The sequence below is a fragment of the Spirosoma aerolatum genome (assembly GCF_002056795.1).
Taxonomy (GTDB): Bacteria; Bacteroidota; Bacteroidia; order Cytophagales; family Spirosomataceae; genus Spirosoma; species Spirosoma aerolatum.
The window spans coordinates 4791542-4809460 of sequence record NZ_CP020104.1 but is presented as its reverse complement, the minus strand read 5'-3'; the positions used below and the strand labels follow the sequence as shown (position 1 = coordinate 4809460).

Genomic DNA, 17919 nt, shown 5'->3' with positions numbered 1-17919 from the left:
ACCTAACTACCTGTTGACAATGATCTGGAAAAAAACGATTTACGACTCTTTGATAGGCTGTTCTGCTCTGTGCAATCAGTTCGCAACGGAATGTTCGAATGCAGAAGACATCGAGAACTGGTACCGCAGCATATTCCTTACCCTCGATTGTGCCGATATGTGCCGGAACCTGGCCACTTTATACGTACGAGGCTCTGAGAACGCTCGTCTGTTGGCTAAAGCCTGCATTGAGGTCTGTGAGAAATGTGCACAGGAAGTAAGTCAGTGTAATACCGAACGCGCTAATCAGATTTATGCCAGCTGTCAGCAGACCATCTGCTGTTGTGTCAATATCATCGATATGGGGTATCAAACCGATTTGGAAGCTAAAAATCCCGTAACAACCCCAGCATCCTTATTTTACGGTATCGATCTGCGTCAAACGCTATATAATTAACTTAGTCGATAATTATCAATTGTCAGTCGATAGTTAACAGTCGTAGCTAGGTATGTACCTCACTATGGGCTGGCAGCTACTGGCTGACGATTTTTTTAAACGTTATGGAAACAAAACAACAGATCAACAAACAGTTGGAGAAAGTCCGTGATTTGATTGAGGACATTCGTATTACTATGATGACAACCATTGATCAGGAGGGTAAACTGGTTAGTCGGCCGATGGCTGCCCTCCAAGTCGATGAAGAGGGAACCATCTGGTTCTTTACGAATCGGACATCACCCAAAGTCGATCAGATTGACCACAACGACCATCGCGTGAATCTGTCATTTGCCGACGTTAGCAACGCAGATTATGTGTCGGTATCGGGTCATGCTGAAGAGCTGGACGATCGAGCAAAAGTGGATGAACTATGGAATCCACAGGCTAAAGCGTGGTTTCCAAAAGGGAAAGATGATCCCGATCTGATTTTGCTGAAGGTTCATATCGATATGGCAGAGTATTGGAGTGCCAGCGATAGCCGAATGGTACGCTTATTTCAGCAGGCTGCTGCCCTGGTTACCGGTACCCCACCCGATATGGGTGAAAATAAGAAGGTCTATAATTAGGCAAGATATAAAAGCAAAAAGCAAAAGTGCCGAACGGAGTAAAGGAACGATTTGTATAACCTTTACCCCATTCGGCACTTTTGCTTTTATGTTTTATGCGAGCCTCAGAAGCATTGATGAACGGCCCCCAACCGTTATGGTGCTGCCACCTTTAACGGCCTCTCCTTGTGGATGAACCTGCCCCCTAGTGGTATCGACAATAACTTCCCACGACGCCCGTTTTCGGTCTATTTTCGGGAGTTTAAATGGAATGTCTTCCCAATAGGCGTTCAGAATCCAGAGTAGTTGTTCGTCGCCCACGTCCTGGCCATCTTCGGTTTGTTCGGTAACCCGAAGACCATCGATAAACAGAGCCAGACAGTGAGTGTTTGGGTTATTGAAATCATCGCCCGTCATTTCCAGACCATCAGGACGCACATAAGCAATCTGTTCGGTACCAAAAAAACGTCGTCGGCTAAGTAGGGGAGTCGCCTGACGCAAGGCGGTAAGCTGGCTTGTGAATTCAAAAAGAGCCTGTTGCTGTTCAGTCCACTGCCAATCCATCCAGCTAATTGGGCTGTCCTGATTGTAGCCGTTGTTGTTCCCTTGTTGCGTACGACCGTACTCATCACCCATGACAATCATAGGTGTTCCCTGACTGAGCATCATGGTGGTCAGGAAGTTTCGTTTCTGACGCTCACGAAGTTCATTTACAGACGGATCGTCGGTAGGCCCTTCGACTCCGCAGTTCCAGCTTAAATTATCGTTTGATCCATCGCGGTTGTCTTCGCCGTTGGCTTCGTTATGTTTCTCGTTGTAGGTAACAAGGTCGTTGAGCGTGAAGCCATCATGAGCCGTAATGAGGTTAATGCTATTGGCTGGAGATCGACCATCATTCGCATATAAATCAGGGCTACCCAGGATTCGAGTAGCGGTTTCGGCTGCTTTGCCGGGATCCCCCTTCCAGAAAGCCCGGAGGGTATCGCGGTATTTGCCGTTCCATTCCGACCATCGAACCGGGAAACCGCCCACATGATACGAATGAATATCCCAGGGTTCGGCAATCAATTTTACCTGAGCCAGAATTGGGTCTTGAGCAACCGTATCCAGGAAAGCGGAAACACTGCCAAATTCTTCGTCAGTTCGAATCAGCGCCGATGCTAAATCGAAGCGGAACCCATCTACGTGCATATCGGTAACCCAATAGCGCAGGCTGTCCATCACAAGCTGTAACACGCGCGGGTGGCTCAAATTGAATGTGTTGCCAGTGCCTGTGTAGTCCATGTAATATTCTGGATTGTCGCCTACCTGATGGTAATATACCCGGTTGTCGATTCCTTTAAAGGATAGGGTAGGGCCCATCTGATTGCCTTCGGCGGTATGATTATAGACAACATCCAGAATAACTTCAATACCTGCTTTATGGAGGTTTTTGACCATCTGCTTAAACTCCATCACCTGTTGCCCCATCATACCGGCAGACGAATACGTGTTTTGTGGAGCAAAAAAGCCGATGCTGTTGTAGCCCCAGTAGCTTTCGTCGGTGAATTGATGGACAGGTAATAGTTCGACGGCCGTGATGCCTAATTTCTTCAGATAATCCACGCTTTCAGGCGAGCCCAGCCCTGCGTAGGTGCCCCGAATCGACTCGTCGATGGTGGGATGCTGGTAGGTAAAGCCCTTTACATGCACTTCATAAATAATTGACCGATGTAAGGGAATGGCCGGAGCCGTGTCGTCTTCCCAATCGAAATCCGGGTCAATAACAATACTCTTGGGCATTGAAGGACCACTGTCTTTTTCGCTTCGAATCAGTGTTGTTTGATGCGGTTCAACGCCAACGGTATCCGACGACAGTTCGCCATAGTCGTAACCCAGCCAGTCATCATTATGATTAACCGGAGCATGAATGGCACGTGCATACGGATCGAGCAGTAGTTTGGCCGGGTTAAAATAGTGACCCGAAGCTGGATCATAAGGTCCATCGACCCGGAAACCATATAGTTGACCTGGCTTTAAACCATCCAGATAAATGTGCCAGACCAGATCGGTTCGCTCAATAAGCGGAATGTGGGCCGTTTCCTCGGCGGGATTCGCTGGGTCGTATAAACAAAGCGTAACAGCGGTTGCATTTTCACTAAACAGGGCAAAGTTTACGCCTTCACCATCGTAGGAGGCTCCAAGTGGATAAGGTTTACCCGGCTTGGTAGTAAACGAGCTTGTTATAGATTTTTCTTTAGATACTTTACTCATAACGTTTTTTGCGTAGAGAATAATGGTTTTGTTGCTTAACTGAGCGTGAGAGGGGATTGTTTGAGTAAATGTATAAACACAAAAAAGCCTACCCCCAAAGGGAGCAGGCTTTCCAATCCCACCATTCACTACACTACCAAGGCCAGACGGGCCATTGTAGAATTGGCCGAGTCGATACTCTGTTTCTGGCGAAGCAGCAACTCTCGAGTACTGGCTACTAAGTCAGTTTCCTGAAGTACAGAATTATAATTGTTTAGGGCTTCCTGGTCACCCCGGTGGCATTCCTGTACAACGGCTTTATCATCATTGGTGGCAAATGCTGATTTTATATTAATCCAGGCGCGATGCAGATCGGCAGTCAGGCTTGTACTGTCGTCAGGTTCACCGCCCAGTGTTCGGATTTCGCGATCCAGTTCAAGGGCAAACTCGGCCCGTTGACGCGATTGGGTAAGTAGTAATGATTTTAATTCATGGCTGTCGACATGTTCCGATGCTTCCTGATACCCCTTTTCGGCATCACGATTAAGCGTTAACAAGCGACTAAGTTGATCGAGGATTTCACTCCGGGTTACTTTCACATTCATAACGTTGTGTAGGTTGTACTAGATCAGAAAAATTTCGTAACGTTTCGAGTTGAGTAAATCAGAAAGTTAAGCCGTCTGACAAGCAGCTTTTATTTTTCGGGGTCATGCCCCCAGTTTTTGAGCGAATAAGTCCAATTTGAATCAGCTACGTGTTCGGGGCGCTGAGCGCTATGTCGTTTCACATAACCAATTACTTTTTGTATATGCTCATAGTCGCTTTCCGTAAGTTCATCGACCTTCTTTTGTAAAATATCGATAATACGTTTTCCTGACTGATGACCTATAGACTCCTTGTGACCGTCTTTTGTTTGACCAACAGATTTAGATTCTTCGGTTTGCAACCACTTTGTTAGTGTAGAGGCCGACATATTGATCAACTTGCCGAACGTATGCCTAATCTCCTTTTTCTCTTGTTCATCGAGCGTTGCTATCATAACTCAGTTTATAGTTTTGTTACTTCGCTAGCTGACTTGATAATTCGCTTCCGGTCTTGTTTGATGATCAGGGCTGGTTCGTCGGTCGATCCCTTCCGCTTGACCGTAGCGCCCTGAACGGTACGTTCTACATCGTTGGTATGGACTTCTGCAATGGTGCCCTCTGCTTTCCCTTTTCCGTATTTCCAACTCACTTTATCTCCTTTTTTGGGCTTATCCATCGGCTTTACGTTCTAGTTTAGTAGCATAGGGTTAGAAGTCTCCTCCTAACCCTATGCCAGGTTTATTCGCTAAGCTTGCCGTTTTTTGCATCACGTTGCATTTTTTTGTTAGCAAAAATGGCTATGTCGACGCGTCGGTTTCTTTGACGGCCTGATGCGGTTGCATTGTCGGCAATAGGTTGCGATTCGCCATAGCCTTTCTCATCGACACGGGATGTTTTCACACCCTGAGCTTCCAGAAAGTCAGCCACGGCATTTGCTCGTTGCTGGGATAATTTGAGGTTATGGTCCGCCGAACCAGTAGCATCGGCATGCCCCTCCACTAGAATATCTGTTTCTTCTTCCTTGTTAAGCGTCTGCGCAAATTCAACCAGTTGCTGTTTGGTTGAAGGCTTTAAAGCATACGAATCCACGTCGAATAGGATGTCTGAACCGAGTGAAACTTTAATTCCTTCACCTACCCGATCGACTTGAGCATTGGGCATCTGACGTTGTATTTCCTCAGCACGTTTATCCATCCGTCGGCCAATAACAGCACCGGCTGCGCCCCCGACAGTAGCGCCCAAAATAGCTCCCATAGCGGTTTTTCCTGTACTCTTGCCAATCATGCCTCCAATAACAGCACCACCGCTGGCTCCCACTATAGCACCTTTCTGGGTCTTGTTCAGTTTTTTCTGTTGGGCACAAGCCACATTTCCAGTCAGCAGAGAAAATGCCAGTGGAATAGCTAATGCCTTTGTTGCAACAGATTTTAGTTCATGATTCATAGCGTTGTGAATATTGGTATTGCTTATAGATACCCAAACCCTGTACCAGTTTAATCCTTGGGATCTCGCCTTTTTGATGTGGTTTAGACTAAGTGGCTGATAGATAGTTAGTTAATTTGAATTGGTTAAATCGAAAATACTGAATAAGGGTCAATATAACGAAGTAGTTTGATAGAGTAACCGGGAAGTAAGATGCATATAGTTGTGGAAAGGGTTCTACAAAACTGATATCTGTTGTAACGTTTCTGGTCTACACTACTACTCGACTAGGTCAAACGCTTTATACTATGGGTAGAGTATTTATTTTGCAACCTTTGTAATGCATTGATAATGAGGTCTTTTTTTTGAAAGGATATTGATCGTTTTAAGCTCGTTCAGATAAACGAAAGTGAACAAAAAAGCGTTGAATAAATAGCTTCTCAATTGGTTACTACCTCATGTTATTTACCAAATCATTACTAACTCTTTTTTTAGGGGGCGTATTACTTTTCGCGCCAATGGCCTGTAAAACGGTCGATAGCGATAGCGCCGTAATACCTACACAACCCGCCGTTTTAGTAAACAGCTCGTTGATCGGAGAGTATTCAACAGATCAGTTACGGAGTCGTTTTACGGGCGTGAATTCGCTTCTACAAGTATTTATCCGCTATGGTATCAAAGCTTACCGACTGGAATATATGACCACCAATACGGATGGTAAGCCGGTGAAAGCATCTGGAGCCTTATTAATACCGACCACAACAACAGCCGTGCCATTGCTAAGTATGCAGCATGGGACAATCACCAGTGAATCTGACGCTCCCTCAAACTTCGGTCCCAGTAGCGAAGCCTATACATTTGGATCGGTGTTTGCCTCCCAGGGGTATATTATCGCAGCGCCCGACTACATTGGCTATGGAGCCTCGAAAGACTTGCCTCATACTTATGAACATCGCAGCGGTCTGGCCACAGCATCGCTCGACATGCTGCGGGCCACGCGTGAGTTTCTGAAGAGTCAACGCCTAAATTGGGACAGTCGCCTGTTTCTGGCTGGCTATTCGGAAGGAGGCTATGCAACGATGGCGCTACAGAAAAAAATAGAGGAAGAAGCTGGCACTGAGTTCAATCTGGTCGCATCGAGTTGTGGGGCGGGTGCCTACGACAAGCCAGCGTTTATGAGCTATATTCTGAATCAGAAAACCGGTGGAGACGCTAGTATTAATCGGCTGTACATCTGGGTGCTTCTTACATACGACCGAATTTATGGTCTGAACCGCCCCATGAGCTATTATTTTAAAGAACCGTATGCGTCGCAGGTGGCTGCATCGGGGAAAAATGCAGCCATCAGCATTAGCCTGAATCAGGCGTTTACGGATAGCTTCAAACAGGCTGTCAACGATGGGACGGACAAGGCTTTTCTGGCAGCAGTGCAGGATAATGATATCCATGACTGGAAACCCCGAACCCGCACTCAATTGTATCATGGTGATGCTGACGAAATCGTGTTCTACCTGAACTCAAAGAATGCCTATGAGGCCATGCAGAAGCGTGGCGCCACGAATGTAGAACTGATCACCATGTCGGGTGCAACCCATGCTACGGGCATTGTTCCCTTCATCACGGGTACGTACTCGTTCTTTGGTTCGATTCAATAAAAGTTGTAGGTGTTGCTCGTTTATGATTGAATTACGGACGAGCACAAAACTGCCCGAAAGCTTAAACTTTCGGGCAGTTTTGTTTAGAGACCTCAGCTTAGTTAACTGTTAAAATGGTATAGGCTGCCTGATTAGGTTGCCGGGTTGTTGTGCCAATGGTTGTTCGGGTGCGGTCGTCGTCACTGATGAGCAGTAGGCGGTTTCGGTCCAGTGGGGTCAGGTCTTCGGCTTTGTGGCCGGGCGTATGAATCGGCTGGCCCTGGGCATTACGCATCAACGAAAATGGTTTGCCTGCGTATAAGTCGGCCTGGCTGATGGTCCAGAGATAGGCATCCAGTTGGCCATTCGCTTCCATCGATGTCAATAGCCAGAAGCACCCTCGGTATGGATCATACTCCAGACTAGATAGAGCCAGTGGTTTGGGTAGCGAGGGCTCAGCAGCGGCAATATCGAAGTTGTTAATAATTTTCCAGTCGTCGGCCAGTCGAATACGCTCCGTATCGCCTTTTTTCTCGATCTGGTACGACACGCTGATGATTTTGGCCCGATAGGTAAAGCTCTCGTACGATTTGCCTTCCTCACGAATCCCGAACAGGAGCTGCTTATCCGTTGCGGCTAACCCTTCAATCTTGAAGTATGGAATTGCACCCGGAAATTCCGAAGTAGTCAATAACTGGGCGATGCGCTGGCGATAGGCTATTGAGGTTCGGCTGGTATCATCAGGGGTAAGTACGTGCGGATGTTGTTCGTCGCCACTGCGCCAGTAGAGAATGGTGTTGTAACTATCCCAGTCATGACTTCCCGACTTTACCCGGTCGAATGCTGTAGTGAGCAGCACAAAACGGCGATCGGGCGTCTGGGCGAAATCCTCATACTTTCGGGTTGAGGAGAAGATAGGGCGTGTGAGGTAAGTGGGTGAGCTGGTGGAATCGGCCAGATCGTCGAGTGTTTTCATGAAAACTGGACTCTGACCGGCAGGCATATCTTTGTCGTTGGCAAACAGTATATGTTTCCCATCAAACAAGACCGCCGATGCTTCGCACCAGACGGGTTGATTGTTGAGCGAGGTTCCGGGAGCAAAGCAGGTAAGAAACCCTTCCTGCGAAATGCTGGCAGTAGTAGGAAGTGATTGATGGGGGAGTTTCGCTGTTTTACAGCCGTACGAAAACAGTCCAGCTAAGAGTACAAGGACAGGTAATTTGTAATTCATCAGATAGTTTGTGGTTTAAGAGTTGCTAAGTGCTGTACATGCGGGCCGTCAGCGCAAATTTCGGAATGCAAACTACGAAGCAGAAAAGATAGGCTGCAAACGGAGTTCATTAACGGCGCAAAATAAACCCCACACCATGTACATTTTCGATTCGGATGGCAGGTGCCTGAACTAATCGTTTGCGCAGCCGGGAAATGAATACATCCAGACTACGGCCCATGAAATAATCATCATCGCCCCAAACGGCCCGCAACAACTCATCGCGCCGAACCAGCGTATTAGGGCGATCCAGCAAATAGGCCAGCACAGCGACTTCACGGTACGTTAAATTCTGAACCTGACCATTGATTATCAGTGTAAGATTCTGTCGATGAAGCTCAAAGTCCGTTGCCGGTAGCTGGGGTTGTTGGATGATTGTACGGCGGAGGAATACGTTGATTTTCAGAATCAATTCTTCGATGCTAAAAGGCTTGGTCAGGTAATCGTCGGCTCCCAGTCTCAAGCCCTGTAGGCGATCATCTTTATTGGCTAGTGCACTTAGAAACAGAATGGGAATCAGCGTATTGACTGAACGAATTTGGCGGGCAAGTGTAAAGCCATCACTCTGAGGCAACATGACATCCAGTAAACACACATCGAACGGGCCAGATTGGAAAGCCTCCCAGGCTTCTGTGCCGTTGGTGCAATGGGTGACCTGAAACGGGACGTTTTCGAGCGTGTCTCGGATAACAAATCCCAGATTTACATCATCTTCAACGAATAAAATGCGAGCGGGTGCCAAGGTTAAAGAGCGAAAGAGCGAAAGAGTGATTCGTTTAGCGTAAGCTTTTCACTCTTTCGCTCTTTCACTTTTTCGCTTTTAGTTATTATGGTAAATGTACTTCCCTGACCGGGTTCACTGGTCAGGGCCAACTGCCAGCCGTGTGCCCGAACAACCTGCCGGACGTAATACAGGCCAAGCCCAAAACCTTTTACGTTGTGGGTATGCCCAGAACCCACTCGAAAGAACTGCTGGAAAACAGCTTTTTGATGCTTTGGAGCAATTCCGATGCCATTGTCGCTGATCGACCAGATTAGTTTGCCGTGTTCCTGTCGGGTATGCAATACGATTCGGGGTGATTTGTCGCAGTATTTCAGTGCGTTATCGATCAGGTTATTCAGCGTGGTTTCAAGATGATACCGATCAGCATACAGGTTGGCGTGGGTTGCGGTCAGGTCAAGAGTTATGTGTGGAGCAAACTGGTGGGCCGCTTCGGCCATTAATTCGTGTAGGTTGACGTCAGTCCGTTCAAGCACAAAACCCGTTCGTTCAGATTTCGCCAGTTGTAAAATGCTGTTGATCTGTTTTTGTAGCCGCTGACTTTCTTCTCCTAATACCCGTGCGTATTGTTTAAGTCGGTTAGGTTGTTGGGTTATTCCATCGGTTTGCAGAACATCGGCCGCTACCCGAATCGTTGAAACGGGCGTTTGTAGCTCATGTGTGATGTTGTTGATAAAATCCCGTTGTACTTCGGTCAGCCGACGTTGTTTTAAAACAACGCTGAGTGTATAACCGAAAAATAGTACGACCAGTAGTACAGCTACGGTTGACCACACCCATCCGGTCAACTGCCCCGCAACGAACCCAGCCTGATTCGGAAAACGGATACCGAAATAATAGGTGTATCGAGGGAACTTGGGCAGATTTCGGATACTCTGGAGCCTGCCTTTCGTCAAGGTGCTTGTGCCTACATAAGCTCCATAAACCATCCGGTCGGTTTCGCAGTTGTAAATGCCGTATTCATAGTCGGTAATCAGATTATGCGCCTGAAGAGAACCCTGGATAAAGGTTTCAAGGGCTGCCGGGTCGATGGGCGCATCTGTATTGACAATAAAATAATCGTCCGAAAGCTGGGTAACAGCGTAGCGATTCAGTGTAAAGTGATTTAGTCGGGCGACTTCATCAGCCACATCCTGCAAGGCAATGAATGCCGACTGGCGAAACTGGCGTTCGCGCAATGCATAGGCGTTTCGTACCCACACTACCTGTACTGCGAGGATACCAATAATGGAAAGCACCGAAAGAAGAACCAGTAGCCGCAGTCGAGACATATTCAATGAGTGATTGAGCGATTGTGAACATGTAAAGTACGGACTATTCGCTCAATCACTCAACCACTTATTCGCTAACTGGTGCCACGTTAACAACTCATTAACAAATGTTAGGCACTGTTTAACAGAGTCGAGTAACTAGGAGAAGTAGGTTTGCATAGTCGCCTGAGTGGGCAGTACATAACAAATCCTATCAAACCAATTTTCTATGAAACGTTTTCTGTTTATCGGCTCGTTTTTAGTATTGACAGCTTCCATGGCCATGACGGTACCGGCTGCGTTGTTCAACTGGAAGAACGCTACCCACGATTTCGGTCGTATTCCGCAGGGGAAGCCCGTTACGGTTGAATTTGCCTTTACCAATAAGGGCGAACTACCACTCGTGATCAACCGGGCGCAGGGTTCCTGTGGCTGCACAGGGGTAGATTATCCGAAAGCGCCGGTGTTGCCCGGACAGGCCGGTACGATTAAAGCGACCTATAATGCAGCTGCGATGGGCGCGTTCAACAAGTCAGTAACGGTAGAGTCGAATGCCGAGGGTGGAACGGTCGTGCTGTATTTTAAAGGCGAGGTAGTGAAAGAAGCTGGAGCGGCTCAATAAAACTCAACACAGTAAACAACAAGAGCCGGATTTACGTCCGGCTCTTGTTGTTTTAAATCAATTGCATTTTGGCCACTTTAGAATCAACGTGAACCAGGTCATGCTCAAACCGCGACGGCGGACCGTTCTAGCTTTATGCGCCACTTCTGCATGGTAGCCGCTCCAATAATTGCTTCTTCGCTCAGGCCCGGTACTACCAGAAATTCATCGGAGAGTAGAACATCATCGATGTAGAAATCCAGACGAACAACGTGTTTAACTTCGATATAGTGGCCTTCCGCTGCGGTAGCAATACGTCGAATTCGACCCAGACTGACTGGGATTTCTAGATCATTTACGAATTCAGGACTGATACACGAAAGATTGGCTCCACTGTCGAAAAGGGTATAGAGATGTTTCTCCCCTTGAGAGCCTACATAAAGTAAGGGCTTCTTGATAATGGACATGTCGGCAATTTATTTGCTCGAAGTTACATATGGAAATGAATAATGTACAATCAGCAACTCTGATTGTACATTATTCATTGTACATTATCCATTCTTAATTCGACCCGCCACTCGAAATCTGCTGTGGCTCCACGGCTAAGCCATACTTCATTTCACCCCGGTCTTTCTCCACGGCTGTACGTCCTTCTTTCATCCAGAGCGGCATAGGTGCATCTTTGAGGTAATAATCGAAGAACTGATACAATCGAATACTCAGGTCTTTAGCATTGTGCCGCTGGGTGAGGTTATGCCCTTCGCCGTTGTACACTAGCATCCAGACGGGCTTGTTCAACCGGCGGAGGGCCGAGTAGAACTCGATGCCCTGATACCAGGGTACCGCCCCATCGGCATCGTTGTGCGTCATCATGAGTGGGGTCTGGATGCGATTGGCAAAGAAAAGGGGAGAGTTTTCAATGTAATTCATTGGTTTATCCCACAAGGTTCCGCCAATTCGGCTTTGCGTTTTCTCATACTGAAACTGACGAACAATACCCGTTTCCCATCGAATGCCTCCATACGCTGAGGTCATGTTGGCCACGGGAGCACCCGCTTCGGCCGCCCGGAATAGATTGGTGCGGGTAATGATATAGGCCGTCTGATAGCCCCCCCAGCTTTGCCCCTGAATACCCAAGCGATCCCGATCTACGAACCCTTTGTCGATCAGGCTCAGCACACCCGGTACAATACAATCGTAGGCATTTGGCCCTGGCTGACCTGTGGTATACACAATGTCCGGGATGAAAACCAGATACCCATTTGAGACGCAGTAAGCTACGTTGATGGTCGAACGGCTCGGCGCTGGTGCTTTGTAATCATTCAGGGTTTCGGCATTCCGCTCGTAAAAGTACGTAAGCATAGGGTACTTCTTTTTCGGGTCGAATCCTTCAGGTTTATACAACAGCCCTTCCAGTTTGACACCGTTGGTGCCTAGCCAGCTTACCAGTTCAACACTCCCCCAGCGAATGCTGTCCTGTTGGGGATTGACACGGGTGAGTTGAACAGGATTAGCCAGGGTGCTATCCGTCCGGAAAAGGTTGATCGGCTCCTGAAAATTCCCCCGATAGAAGGTCATTGTCGAGGCATTTTTGGCTTTGTTCAGGCCAAAGTATCGGTGGTTGCTACGCTTCAGGGTTGTGGGTTCCAACGCTGAGAGGCCATTCTTGCTCTTTAAAATCCCCGTCGATTTATCACTTTCCCAGATTCCCGTGAAAAATACTTCAGCTTTGGGATCAATAGGCTTATCGGGTGCTGACCGACCAAATCCGGGTCCTGGCGAGTCGTCTTCGCCCATGTCGGCATACCGAAGTCGAACGCCATTTTTGCGCCCCCAGCCTGCCGTAAGGTTGGTCGGCTTTTCGCGGCCCGTCGGATCAACCTGCCAGATGTCGTAGCGGTCGTAGAGCCACAGGTAGCGGTCGCCGGTAGTCCAGCCAGCCGATCCGTACGCACCCGGAAGGTTTGGCGTATCGTGCTCTTCATCGAAAAACTTGCTGGGTAAACCGCGCGTCAGGTCGATGCGTTTGTTTTCAGCAATGGACCATGCTCGCCAGAGCGAATCCCGTTCATCGAACCAATAAGCGTACTGACCACCGGGCGATAATTTAGGCTGTGATGCCATCACATCGTTGGCAATACGTTTTTTCTCGCCCGTCTGCGTATCAATCAGATACAGATCGGTATGGCCAGGGTCCCAGGAGGCTTGCACCTGATACGGTAAATCACTTAATCCCAGAAGGTACCGTGAGTTGAGTTTGGGGTCAAATGCAACAGTCGGTACTTCACGGTTGGCCAGCATCGTAACTTTTCCGGTGGTTAAATCGGCCAGTGTCAGAAAACCGCGTTCCTTTTCTTCCTTAAGCCGCCGTTGCTGCATGGGTTGCAGGCGCGTATCCGTCCAGGTCCAGATGTCCATTTTTACTTTTTCATCGTCTGGAGTCAGTGTGTCTTTGGTTGGTTTGGGAGGAATGGGCGATGTGGAGAAATAAAGCCGCTTGCCATCTTCGGCAAATTTGGGTTCTCGAAATTCGTTGACCGACCAGCCTTTGGGGAGAGCTTTAAGGGTTGTATCAGCCAAAACCCGGTAAGGGGCTTCGGGCTCAGCCGATTTGCTTTTCTTCCCTTTTGATACGGTGGGTGCGGCAAGGCTTTTATAATAGAGTGTAAATACTTTTACATCGGCACCTGCACTATCCGCCGATGCCATCCACGCTACCTGATCGCCGACTTTGTCGATTGCCAATCCTTTATAAATCCTGCGTTTCGAGCTGGTATCCACCAACATAGTTTGCCCGTTGGCCGTATTGAACAGGAACACACCTGGCACCGCATTATCACTTGCTTTCAGGGTATCGGCCGCTGACTCTTTGCTGTAAAACACTTTCTGGCCGTTATCTGAAATCGCCACGTTCGATACGTATCGGAAGGTTTTGCGTGAACCGTCGGCCAGATTCAGGAGGGTCAGGTCATCACCTTTGGGGCGTTTTGATGGCCCTCGTCGGGTAGCAACTGTCGTTGTCGAAATGGGAGCCGACGGGAGTAAGGTATCTTTCTGGGTTTGGGTTGCCGCACGAGGGGCCGGTCGTGAGGGGTCGTCTTTGCGTTCCTGCACCACGGCCAGCCACGAACCGCCATCTTTGCCAAACGTATACGATTTTACACTGGCAAACCGAACCATTTTGCCTGTAGCCAGATTCAACGCCACCAGACTATCTTTCGGCATCTCGTCGGGTTTCTTCTTCTTGAGTTTGGCTTTGCGAGTATCGGCTGCGGGCGCTTTGAGCCGCATAACCAGGAACTTACTGTCGGGGGTGAACTGAGCCATATACCCACGAGCAAAACTATAGCGTGGCTGGTTACCCCCACTGGTACTGGCTACTTCCAGCCGTCCATCGCCTTCCTGACGGTCGATCTGGTAGGAGATCCATTGCCCATCAGCCGATATTTTTTCGGCTCGAACGCTTTGCCATCGATCATAGTCCGATGCATTGAGGGGGCGTTTTTGAATTTGGGCGAGGAGAGGTATTGAAAGGAAAAAACACAGTAAGAGTTGAGTGAAGCGTGTCATTGGGAGGAAAGTTAAGACTTACTAAGCTACTAAAAATCTGCGAGTTTGCGTAGATAAATGGCAAAAGGGTCATTAATTATAGGTTTCGTTCTGTTTCTACTTCGATAACTACCAGATTATTTTTGTGCTGTTATGAGCGTTTACCGAACCATACGAAATTTGACACCACTAGAAAAATGATGGGTTCGCAAAAACATTATTGAATGAAAATTGTTTAATGGTAAAGCATGTACGGACTGATCGCTTAGTGAAGGGATATAATGTATTGCTGTAAATAAGAATCTATAGGATTAGTATACCTGCAACAATGAATTGCCCCTTGTTATTTCAGTACTGTATCTGCCGTAATGAAAAGCCCGCTTCTTGTTAAAAGAGCGGGCTTATTTATAAGGCTCACTGGGCCTGAGTGTAGCGATGATCAGGCTGTTTTGACCAGATCGACCAAGGTTTCAATCCAGATCGGGCTATCGTTCAGACTTTCCACCAATTGCCAGTGGTGCCCCCCCGATTTTTCGAACAACTCTTTGTATTCTACACCTACCTCAATAGTTGTTTCCAGGCAATCGGCAACAAAAGCGGGCGAGAAAGCTAGTACACTTTTGATCCCTTTGCCAGGCAGTGATTTAATAATATCGTCGGTATAAGGCTGTATCCAGGGATCTTTGCCTAGTCTCGATTGAAAGCTGGTCGCATATCGGCCTTCGGGTATACCCAGTGCCTTTACAATCAGCCGGGTTGTTTCGAAGCATTGAGCCCGGTAACAGTGTTGATTTAGGGCATGAAGGGTATTACAGCATTCGCCTAACTGACAAACCCGTTTGGTAATATCCCCTTTATAAATCTGCCGTTCGGGCAGGCCGTGATAGCTGAACAGGAAATAATCGTAATCGTAGGCTTCCATGTATTTCCTGGCGATCTGAGTGAAGCCTTCAATAAATTTTGGATGCTCTAGAAATCGGTTGACAAACCGAATCGCCGGTATTACTTCCCAACGCTTCACCAAATCCATAACCAGTTCATAGATGGAACCTGTTGTAGCCGAAGCATACTGGGGGAAAAAGGGAATAATGATAAGTTCGGAAAGCCCTTGTTGCTGAAACTCCTTTAAGCCCGCTTCTATGCTGGGATTCTGGTAGCGCATGGCCAGTTTCACAATATACTCAGTGCCGAGTTCTTTCTGAAGTTCCCGTTCAACAATTTGACCATAATACTTTAGGGGCGATCCCGATTCTGTCCAGAGTTCCTTATACACTTTAGCGGACTTTGGTGCCCGAAATGGCGCAATGATACCATTGACCAGCATAAAGCGTGAAGCAAACGGAATGTCAATAACGCGACCATCCATCAGGAACTCGCGTAAGTACTTACGGACATCGGGCACGGAAGGGCTGTCGGGTGTGCCCAGATTAACTAATAAGACACCCGTTTTACCTACTGATTTTCGGACTGAAGCAGGAGAGGATTCAACAGAAAGATTCATGCAAAGGCTAACAGAAATTTGATGCGGTAAGTTTACAGTATTCAGCGCTTGCTGAAGTGTCTATGAGGCAGAGCAATGTAAACCGGAAAGGTACAGTTACTTCGCTTCATGATAGCGACTTAAATCGGTACGGGTGAAATCGCTGAATACCTCGCCGGGTAAACCCGTAAACACCATTATATCGGAAAGATCATGACTACCCCGTTCACTGGCCAGCAGAATATCGCCATGTTGCTGGTAATCATCCCAGGGTACCACAAAAAGAGGCTGTTTGTCAGTTAATTTGGCGTACTGTGCCCACTGGCTCACCAGCCGGGATTTTTTATCGATCCATATTTTATGGCGTATACCGGGTGATAAGTTATTGCTTTTATACGTAAGTTGTAAAATATCAGCGGGTTTCCCGGTCTGCGTAGCTTCGGTGCCCAGGTATTTAAGTGTGGCCCCTCCATCTTTAAGTTTAAAGGGCATAACCAACCAGTACGAGTCATTAAGCCAATGGCGTTTACCCTGCCGAACATATTTCATTACAGAGTCAGGTTCGGTTAATTCTTCGCCATTTCGGTAAACGCGGCCTTTCTCACTATTAATGTTCAGTAAGATTGTTTGGTCGTCGAGTAGATTGTCGATCCGAACATTGCCCGAATATTTATCCCAAACGAGCTTGCGAACACCGTTGAAATTCCAGGCAATTAGTTGCGTATCGTCCCAGGCAGGTCGGCCTCCCATAGCCGCCATGACTTCATCGGCGATTTGAACCGCGCGAGCATCCGAACCCGCCAAGTCAAAACCAGGAACAGGCGGATTGATTGACTTCTGCGATTGTGCCAAAGTCATAAAACCGCTAAAGCCGATGAACAGGCAGCAAAGGATACGTGTTTTCATAGGTTAGTTAGTGAGGATTTTACCCGCAAAAATAGAACAAGGACGGCTTCTTTTGGTTTGAGAAGCCTTAGATTTGTTATTTATGTATGATATAGGGTGTATGAAGTATGATGATTTTCCTTTACTCATATAGCCTATATCATACATCATACATTGCTTATGACGCTTTCTCAGCTTGATTATATTGTTGCCGTTGATACCTACCGACATTTTGCTACGGCTGCCGAAGCCTGCCATGTAACGCAGCCTACCTTGAGTATGCAAATCCAGAAACTGGAAGACGAACTGGGGGTGTTGGTTTTTGACCGTTCGAAGCAACCCGTTGTACCAACTGAAACCGGGCAGGCGATTCTGGCACAGGCGCGGGATGTGCTGCGAGCTGCCCGTCGAATTCCCGAAATTGTAAATGAATCGAAAGACGATATTCGGGGCAATTTCCGGATCGGAATCATTCCCACGCTGGCTCCCTATCTGCTTCCTTACTTTATTGGAAGTTTTATTCAGAAGTACCCGGCTGTATCCGTGCAGATACAGGAATTAGTAACGGAACAGATTATCGAACGACTTCGTAATGGATTGATTGATGTGGGATTAGTGGTTACACCTTTAGCCGAAAATGGGATTACCGAAATGCCACTATTTCAGGAGCCTTTCGTGTTGTACGCGGCTGAATCGAATCCGTTACTGGACAGACCGACCATTCGCTCGGAAGATTTACAGGCTGATGGCCTTTGGCTACTGACAGAAGGGCATTGTTTTCGAAATCAGGTGATGAATCTGTGTGGCGCTGATCGACAGGTTACTGGTGGCACACCCCTGCGGTATGAAACGGGGTCGCTCGAAACGCTGATTAAATTGATCGATAAACAAGGGGGGTTTACGTTACTGCCCTATCTGGCTACACTCGATCTGGATGCTATCCGCTGTACTCGGCTTCGGCCATTCGATTCGCCCCAGCCCGTTCGTGAAGTCAGTCTGGTGATGCACCGGAGTTTTCTGAAACGAAAGTTAATCAACGCATTTAAATCTGAAATACTCGACCATCTGCCCGCAACCTTGATGGGGTCCGTAAAAGTAGGACAAACCGTTCGCTTGAAATAAACGAGCATTTTTCTGACTTTAGTTAAACTTAGCCGTAGAAACTTATTGGCACATGGGTGGTTGTTGAACAAAACCCGACCCTTTTC

The 17919-nt window shown here is 47.6% G+C and carries 17 protein-coding genes; 5 read left to right on the top strand and 12 right to left on the bottom strand.

Annotation, left to right across the window (positions count from 1 at the left end; genetic code table 11):
* Positions 1–19: 19 nt before the first annotated feature.
* Together B5M13_RS19965 and B5M13_RS19960 are read left to right on the top strand one after the other, a co-directional pair.
* The gene (locus B5M13_RS19965) at positions 20–436 is read left to right on the top strand and encodes a four-helix bundle copper-binding protein (protein ID WP_080057338.1); all 417 of its coding nucleotides are present in this window, start codon (positions 20–22) and stop codon (positions 434–436) included.
* A gap of 104 nt (positions 437–540) precedes the next feature.
* Positions 541–1044 (top strand): pyridoxamine 5'-phosphate oxidase family protein, encoded by a 504-nt coding sequence (locus B5M13_RS19960; RefSeq protein WP_080057337.1) that lies wholly within the window; start codon positions 541–543, stop codon positions 1042–1044.
* A gap of 93 nt (positions 1045–1137) precedes the next feature.
* Here B5M13_RS19960 and glgX read toward each other — a convergent pair whose 3' ends face one another.
* From glgX to B5M13_RS19935, 5 genes are all read right to left on the bottom strand, one after another.
* Complete coding sequence (gene glgX, locus B5M13_RS19955) at positions 1138–3276, bottom strand: glycogen debranching protein GlgX (protein WP_080057336.1); 2139 nt, start codon at positions 3274–3276, stop codon at positions 1138–1140.
* Positions 3277–3404: 128 nt separating this feature from the next.
* Positions 3405–3860, bottom strand: coding sequence for a ferritin-like domain-containing protein (locus B5M13_RS19950; RefSeq protein WP_080057335.1), 456 nt, complete (start codon positions 3858–3860; stop codon positions 3405–3407).
* A gap of 89 nt (positions 3861–3949) precedes the next feature.
* Positions 3950–4294 (bottom strand): DUF3140 domain-containing protein, encoded by a 345-nt coding sequence (locus B5M13_RS19945; RefSeq protein ID WP_080057334.1) that lies wholly within the window; start codon positions 4292–4294, stop codon positions 3950–3952.
* An 8-nt stretch (positions 4295–4302) separates the two neighbouring features.
* Positions 4303–4515: a hypervirulence associated TUDOR domain-containing protein gene (locus B5M13_RS19940; protein ID WP_080057333.1), complete on the bottom strand. Its 213-nt coding sequence runs from the start codon at positions 4513–4515 to the stop codon at positions 4303–4305.
* Positions 4516–4577: 62 nt separating this feature from the next.
* Entirely contained in the window at positions 4578–5282 is a 705-nt protein-coding gene (locus B5M13_RS19935; RefSeq protein WP_080057332.1) for an OmpA family protein, read from the bottom strand.
* A gap of 437 nt (positions 5283–5719) precedes the next feature.
* Between B5M13_RS19935 and B5M13_RS19930 the strand changes: the two genes are divergently transcribed.
* The gene (locus tag B5M13_RS19930) at positions 5720–6916 is read left to right on the top strand and encodes an alpha/beta hydrolase family protein (RefSeq protein ID WP_080057331.1); all 1197 of its coding nucleotides are present in this window, start codon (positions 5720–5722) and stop codon (positions 6914–6916) included.
* A gap of 97 nt (positions 6917–7013) precedes the next feature.
* Here B5M13_RS19930 and B5M13_RS19925 read toward each other — a convergent pair whose 3' ends face one another.
* The 3 genes from B5M13_RS19925 to B5M13_RS19915 all read right to left on the bottom strand — a co-directional run bounded on the left by B5M13_RS19925 (position 7014) and on the right by B5M13_RS19915 (position 10217).
* Entirely contained in the window at positions 7014–8126 is a 1113-nt protein-coding gene (locus tag B5M13_RS19925) for a hypothetical protein (RefSeq protein ID WP_080057330.1), read from the bottom strand.
* 109 nt (positions 8127–8235) lie between these two features.
* The gene (locus B5M13_RS19920; protein ID WP_080057329.1) at positions 8236–8907 is read right to left on the bottom strand and encodes a response regulator transcription factor; all 672 of its coding nucleotides are present in this window, start codon (positions 8905–8907) and stop codon (positions 8236–8238) included.
* 2 nt (positions 8908–8909) lie between these two features.
* Entirely contained in the window at positions 8910–10217 is a 1308-nt protein-coding gene (locus B5M13_RS19915; protein WP_080057328.1) for a sensor histidine kinase, read from the bottom strand.
* 208 nt (positions 10218–10425) lie between these two features.
* Here B5M13_RS19915 and B5M13_RS19910 point away from each other — a divergent pair, with 208 nt between their 5' ends.
* Complete coding sequence (locus tag B5M13_RS19910; RefSeq protein ID WP_080057327.1) at positions 10426–10818, top strand: DUF1573 domain-containing protein; 393 nt, start codon at positions 10426–10428, stop codon at positions 10816–10818.
* Between the two features lie 104 nt (positions 10819–10922).
* On the opposite strand, the gene B5M13_RS19905 is transcribed toward B5M13_RS19910, so the two are convergent.
* The 4 genes from B5M13_RS19905 to B5M13_RS19890 form a co-directional block, all read right to left on the bottom strand.
* Positions 10923–11264 carry a retropepsin-like aspartic protease gene (locus B5M13_RS19905; protein ID WP_080057326.1) on the bottom strand — a complete coding sequence of 114 codons (342 nt, stop codon included), beginning with the start codon at positions 11262–11264 and terminating at the stop codon, positions 10923–10925.
* A 94-nt stretch (positions 11265–11358) separates the two neighbouring features.
* Positions 11359–14367 (bottom strand): alpha/beta hydrolase family protein, encoded by a 3009-nt coding sequence (locus B5M13_RS19900; RefSeq protein WP_080057325.1) that lies wholly within the window; start codon positions 14365–14367, stop codon positions 11359–11361.
* Between the two features lie 418 nt (positions 14368–14785).
* A complete protein-coding gene (hemH, locus tag B5M13_RS19895) occupies positions 14786–15847 on the bottom strand; it encodes a ferrochelatase (RefSeq protein ID WP_080057324.1) in 1062 nt (353 codons plus the stop codon).
* 96 nt (positions 15848–15943) lie between these two features.
* Entirely contained in the window at positions 15944–16732 is a 789-nt protein-coding gene (locus B5M13_RS19890; RefSeq protein ID WP_080057323.1) for a hypothetical protein, read from the bottom strand.
* Between the two features lie 159 nt (positions 16733–16891).
* On the opposite strand from B5M13_RS19890, the gene B5M13_RS19885 reads away from it, so the two are divergent.
* A complete protein-coding gene (locus B5M13_RS19885) occupies positions 16892–17833 on the top strand; it encodes a hydrogen peroxide-inducible genes activator (RefSeq protein ID WP_080057322.1) in 942 nt (313 codons plus the stop codon).
* The last annotated feature ends 86 nt before the right edge of the window (positions 17834–17919 follow it).